The 5,825-nt window shown below is 68.0% G+C and carries 5 protein-coding genes; 4 read left to right on the plus strand and 1 reads right to left on the minus strand.

Annotated features, from left to right (window positions below; all coding sequences use genetic code 11):
- Positions 1-218: 218 nt before the first annotated feature.
- Positions 219-806, minus strand: a complete 588-nt coding sequence (folE, locus tag DXK21_RS16075) for a GTP cyclohydrolase I FolE (RefSeq protein ID WP_114818776.1) — start codon at positions 804-806, stop codon at positions 219-221.
- A gap of 150 nt (positions 807-956) precedes the next feature.
- Here folE and fliQ point away from each other — a divergent pair, with 150 nt between their 5' ends.
- The 4 genes from fliQ (at position 957) to cckA (ending at position 5,365) form a co-directional block, all read left to right on the plus strand.
- The gene (gene fliQ / locus DXK21_RS16080) at positions 957-1,223 is read left to right on the plus strand and encodes a flagellar biosynthesis protein FliQ (RefSeq protein ID WP_178826696.1); all 267 of its coding nucleotides are present in this window, start codon (positions 957-959) and stop codon (positions 1,221-1,223) included.
- Between the two features lie 5 nt (positions 1,224-1,228).
- The gene (fliR, locus tag DXK21_RS16085; protein ID WP_114818778.1) at positions 1,229-1,999 is read left to right on the plus strand and encodes a flagellar biosynthetic protein FliR; all 771 of its coding nucleotides are present in this window, start codon (positions 1,229-1,231) and stop codon (positions 1,997-1,999) included.
- Positions 1,992-3,068, plus strand: a complete 1,077-nt coding sequence (gene flhB, locus DXK21_RS16090) for a flagellar biosynthesis protein FlhB (protein ID WP_114818779.1) — start codon at positions 1,992-1,994, stop codon at positions 3,066-3,068. The genes fliR and flhB overlap by 8 nt, the downstream gene beginning before the upstream one ends.
- 203 nt (positions 3,069-3,271) lie before the next feature.
- Positions 3,272-5,365 (plus strand): cell cycle histidine kinase CckA, encoded by a 2,094-nt coding sequence (cckA, locus tag DXK21_RS16095; protein WP_245945257.1) that lies wholly within the window; start codon positions 3,272-3,274, stop codon positions 5,363-5,365.
- Positions 5,366-5,825: the final 460 nt, after the last annotated feature.

A 5,825-nucleotide genomic window follows, 5' to 3' on the forward strand; every position in this document is an offset into this window, starting at 1 on the left:
TCTCCCCGTCAGAGACAGGGAATCACGATCCGCGAATAATGCAACGGTTCCCTTGAGGGAGAAGGTGGCCCTTCAGGGCCGGATGAGGGGTGTCGGCGCGGCGTTTCGAATATTGGCTGATCAGGGCGGCGGCGGGCATTATCGGATGCTAGGCGCTCACACCCCTCATCCGTCTCGCTTCGCGAGCCACCTTCTCCCACAAGGGGAGAAGGGCAGGCCTAGCCCCGCACCAGCCGCAGGAACTCTTCCCGCGTGCGGGGGTCTTCGCGGACGCTGCCCAGCAGGCAGCTGGTCGAGAGGCTGGCGCCGGGGACGTCGACGCCGCGCATGGTCATGCAGCTATGCTCGGCCTCGATGACCACGCCGACGCCCAGCGGGCGCAGCACGTCCTGAATGGCGTGGGCGATGTCCGAGGTCATCTTTTCCTGGATCTGCAGGCGCCGCGCAAAGCCGCGCACCACGCGGGCCAGCTTGGAGATGCCGACCACGCGATCCGTGGGCAGATAGCCGACGTGGGCCACGCCGACGACCGGCAGCATGTGGTGTTCGCAGAAGCTGACGAAGCGGATGTTCTTCAGCACCACCAGTTCGTCATAGCCGCCGACCTCCTGGAAGGTCTTTTCCAGATACTCGCGCGGCTCGACCTCATAGCCCTGGAACAGCTCGCGATAGGACTTGGCCACCCGCTTGGGCGTTTCGACCAGGCCTTCGCGGTCGGGATTGTCGCCCGCCCACTGAATCAGGGTGCGAACGGCGGCTTCGGCTTCGGCCTGCGAGACGGTGGGTTTGTGCGCGTGGTCAGTCATAGCGTGTCCATATAGCCGGGCGCGGTGATCAATCCAGCCGTCAGATGGCCGTCGCCCGAAAATGGACTGTACGCTTGAGCGGACAGATTGGGTTTCCTAAACGGGCTGTTAACCATCCTGTCGGCATTTTCTGCCGAGTTCCCGGGAGTGGTGATGAACGGCGCGGAAGTTCTGGATGTTGGCCGTGACGCCATCTGGCTGACGATCCAGCTGTGCGCCCCCGTGCTTGTCGTCGGCCTGGTGGTCGGCGTGGTCATCGGCCTGTTTCAGGCCCTGACGCAGATTCAGGAGCAGACCCTGATCTATGCGCCCAAGATCATCGCCATCTTCGTCTCCCTGCTGCTGTTCCTGCCGCTGATGGGGGCGCTGCTGGGCGGCTTCATGCGCGAGATCGCCGCCCGAATCGCCGGGATGTAGGTCGCGTGGAGTCCTACGCCACCGCCGAACAGATCTGGGCCGGCGGGCTGATCTTCGCGCGGGTCGGCGCCATCCTGATGACCATTCCGGGTATCGGCGAGAGCTATGTGCCGCCGCGCGTGCGTCTGTCGCTGGCCCTGCTGCTGTCGCTGGTCATGTGGCCCCTGGTGGCCGGGACCCTGCCGGCCCTGCCGCCGACGCTCGGCGGCATGGTCGGCTGGATCATCCGCGAGGTGGCGACGGGTCTGGCCATCGGCATGATCCTGCGCAGTTTCATGACGGCCCTGGTCACGGCGGGCGAGATCATTTCCCAGCAGACGACCCTCGGCTTCGCCCAGACGGCCAACCCGCTTCAGGCCTCGCCCGGTTCGACCCTGTCGGCCTTTCTGATGCTGCTGGGGGTGACGCTGATCTTCGCCACCGACACCCACCACCTCTTCATCGCCGGCATCCTGGGCTCCTATGAGGCCATCGCCCCGGCCAAGCCGATGATCACGGCCGACTTCGCCGCCATGGCGGTCAAGACGGTGGGCCAGAGCTTCATGCTGGGGGTCCAGCTGTCGGCGCCGGTCCTGGTCTTCGCCCTGATCTTCAACCTGGCGTCGGGCCTGATCGCCCGGGTCATGCCGGCCTTTCAGGTCTATTTCGCCGCCGCCCCGCTCAGCGTCCTGCTGGGCCTTTCGATCTTCGCGCTGAGCCTCGGCGTGATGGGGACCATCTTCATCGACCGCTATCGCGCCCTGGCGCGGGTGTTCACGGGAGGGAGCCTTGGCTGAAGGTTCCGATCCCGAGTCGAAAACCGAAGAGGCCACCCCGCGAAAGCTTGAGGAGGCCCGAAAGAAGGGCGACGTCGCCAAGTCGCCCGACGTGGCGGCGGCCATGTCCCTGGCGGGGGCGACGGCGGTCCTGCTGATCGGCGGCGGCTATTTCTCGCGCCAGATGGCCGAGGACATGCTGCCCTTCCTGGCCGAGCCCCACGCCATGATCGGCGGCTTGCAGGCCGGCGCCGGGGTCGAGATCGGGATGCGCGCGGTCTGGGCCGTGACGCCCTTTCTGGCCGCGCTGATGCTGGCGGTCATCGTCGGCGGGGTGGGGGGCAACCTGGCCCAGTCGGGCTTCCTGTTCACCGCCGAGAAGATCAAGCCCAAGTGGTCGGCGGTCAGCCCCCTGTCGGGGTTCAAGCGCATCTTCGGGCCGGACGGCATCGTCCAGTTCATCAAGACCTTCCTCAAGCTGGTGGCCATCGGCGCCGTCTGCTGGTGGGTGCTGAAGCCGCACACGCGCGAGCTGGAGAACCTGGCCGCCATGAGCCCGGCCATGATCTTGCCTTTCGCCCGCGATCTGGCGGCGTCGCTGATGATCTCCGCCCTGATCTTCCTGGCCTTCACCGCCGGGGCCGACTTCATCTGGCAGAAGTTCCGCTTCGCCAAGCGGATGCGGATGACCAAGGAAGAGACCAAGGAAGACTACAAGCAGACCGAAGGCGACCCCCATGTGAAGGGCAAGCTGCGCCAGATCCGCATGCAGCGCAGCCGCCAGCGCATGATGCAGGCCGTGCCGAGCGCCACCGTCGTCATCACCAACCCGACCCACTATTCGGTGGCCCTGCGCTATGAGCCGGATCAGGGCGACGCCGCCCCCATCTGCGTCGCCAAGGGCGTGGACGCCGTGGCCTTCCGCATTCGCGAAATGGCGAAAGAGAACGGCGTGCCCGTCGTCGAAAATGTGCCCCTGGCCCGCGCCCTCTATGCGACGGTCGAGGTCGACGAGGTCATCCCGCGCGAACATTTCGAGGCGGCGGCCAAGGTGATCGGCTTCGTCATGCAGGGCCGGAAACGTCGGTGAGGGGCCTCAAGGATGCAGCGCCTCTCCCTCCCCCAGCGGGGGAGGGTGGTCGCGTAGCGACCGGGTGGGGGCGGCTCGGCAAGGCAGCCGCCGCGCCCAGCATCGCCGCGCCCTCCCCACCCGGTCTCCGCTTCGCGTCGACCACCCTCCCCGAACGGGGAGGGAGAAATGTGCCTCGTTATGGCGCAGGCCAGAGCTCCGATATGCTGACCACCACTGATTCGCGCGGGCAGGACGCCATGACGATTTCCCGGCCGAAAGCGGCGGCGACGCGCCGTCCGACCTTTGATCCCCTGCTGGTGGTGATGGCCCTGGGCTTCGCCCTGGCGGTCGCGGCCATGGTCTATCCGGCGTTCCGCGCCAACGCCTTTACGGCGCCGGGCCTGATCCTGATTGTCGCGGCGGGAGGCACGGCCCTGATCTGGCTGTTCGCCTTTGGCCGGGCCGAGGTGCGTCGCGCCCACGGCGATACGGCGGTCGAGATGCTGGACGCCATGGCCGAGCCCGCCGCCCTGGTCTGGCCGTCCGGTCAGGTCCTGGCCTACAACGCCGCCTGGGCCGAGGAGAACGGCGCCGTCACGGCCCTGCCGCGCGGCAAGTCGGCCCAGGCCCTCTACATGGCCTTCGCCCAGGCCCGCGAAGGTCATCAGGGCCGCGCCATCGTCCAGATCGGCGCCCGCGAGATCGAGGTCCTGATCGGTCAGGCGGGGCAGGGGCGTTTCCTGGTCCGCGCCGCGCCCGACGCCGTCCTGCCGGTGCCGCAGGCCGCCCCTGTCGCCGCCCCCGCCAAGGTCAGCGGCGAGGCCCGCGCCATGGCCGCCGGCGCCCCCTTCGGCTCCACCGTCATCGCCGGCGACGACCTGTTCGCGGGCAAGGCCGAGGATTCCAACGCCGCCCTGGCCGTCCTGACCGGCCCCGCCGCCTCAGGCGACGCCGCCTTCGGCCACCTGTTCGACCTGGCCGGCGTGACCGAGGCCAGGATCAAGCTGGCCGCCGGGTCTTCGGGTCCGATCGAGCTGGTGGCGCGCGCCTATCCCGACCGCCATCTGCACCTCTATGTCGCGCCCGAGGGCGACAAGCGCCGCGTCTGGCTGTTCGACGTCTCGTCGCAGAAGTCGATGGAGTTGCAGCTGTCGCAGGCCCAGAAGATGCAGGCCGTGGGCCAGCTGGCCGGCGGCGTGGCCCACGACTTCAACAACCTGCTGACCGCCATCCAGATGCAGCTGTCCGAGCTGCTGGAGCGCCACCCGGTCGGCGACCCCTCCTATGACGGCCTGAACCAGATCCGCCAGACCGGCATCCGCGCCGCCGATCTTGTGAGGAAGCTGCTGGCCTTCTCGCGCAAGTCCACGGTGCGGCGCGAGCGGCTGGACCTGGGCGAACTGGTCGGCGAGTTCGCGGTCCTGCTGCGCCGCTTGCTGCGCGAGGACGTGCGGCTGGAAACCGACTACGGCCGCGACATGCCCCTGGTCCTGGCCGACAAGAGCCAGCTGGAAACCGCCGTCATGAACCTGGCCGTCAACGCCCGCGACGCCATGCGCGGCGTGGTCGAGCCGGGCGCGGGCGTGGTGACGATCAAGACCCGCCGCCTGACCGAGGCCCAGGCCCGCGACCTGGGCTGGCGCGAGGCCTCGGGCGAAACCGCCCTGATCGAGGTGTCCGACACCGGCCCCGGCGTGCCGCCCGAGTTGCTGGACAAGATCTTCGAGCCCTTCTTCACCACCAAGGCGGTCAACGAAGGTACCGGCATGGGCCTGGCCACCGTCTATGGCATCGTCCAGCAGGCGGGCGGCCATATCAGTGTGACCAACCTTGATGGAGCCGGCGCCGCCTTCCGCATCTTCCTGCCCGCCGCCTCGGCCGAGGAACTGATCGCGGCCCCGGTGGTCGAAAAGGCGGTCAAGGCCGCCCCGCGCGACCTGTCCGGCGCCGGCCGCATCCTGTTCGTCGAGGACGAGGCCGCCGTGCGCGGCATCGCCGCCCGCCTGCTGCGTCAGCGGGGCTATGAGGTGATCGAGGCCTGCGACGGCGAGGAGGCCCTGATCCTGGCCGAGGAATGGGCCGGTCAGATCGACATGATGATCTCCGACGTCATCATGCCGGGGCTGGACGGTCCGTCCCTGCTTCGGAAAGCGCGGCCCTTCCTCGGCGACGCCCCGGTCATGTTCATCTCGGGCTATGCCGAGAGCGACTTCTCCGACCTGCTGCAAGACGAGACGGGCGTCTCCTTCCTGCCCAAGCCCCTGGACATCAAGACCCTGGCCGAGCGCGTGAAACAGGAACTCCACGCGAGCTGATCCTCTTCTTTCCTCCCCATTTCATGGGGAGGGGGACCGCGCAGCGGTGGAGGGGGCGGCGCGGAGGCTTGCCGATCTGAGCATCCCTCGGACAAGGCGGCTCCGCCCCCTCCGTCACGTCGCTTCGCGCCGCGCCACCTCTCCATGAAATGGGGAGGAAGGGGGCAGGCCGCTGGACATCAAGTTCTTGGCCGTGAAGCAGGACCTCCACACGGGCTGCTGACGCCACGCCGTCATCCCGGGGCTGCGCAGCAGAACCCGGGACCCAGGCAGTGGATTTCAAGCATCGCCCGCACCCGGTTTCAACGCCTGGGTCCCGGCTCTTCGCTTCGCTGCGGCCGGGATGACGGCAGGGGGGCTTGGGCGCGCGAGTCTGCTTTCAGGTCGGATGCCAATTTCGCAAATCGACCGAGGCTGTGTGAAAACGCCTCCAGCTCGAGCGAATTAGGTTAGCCTTCTG

It is taken from the genome of Brevundimonas bullata, assembly GCF_003350205.1.
Classification (GTDB): Bacteria; Pseudomonadota; Alphaproteobacteria; order Caulobacterales; family Caulobacteraceae; genus Brevundimonas; species Brevundimonas bullata.

Coding starts and splice junctions, on each gene's coding strand:
- folE (WP_114818776.1), bottom strand. CDS start 806: ATGACTGACCACGCGCACAAACCCACCGTCTCGCAGGCCGAAGCCGAA.
- cckA (WP_245945257.1), top strand. CDS start 3,272: ATGCTGACCACCACTGATTCGCGCGGGCAGGACGCCATGACGATTTCC.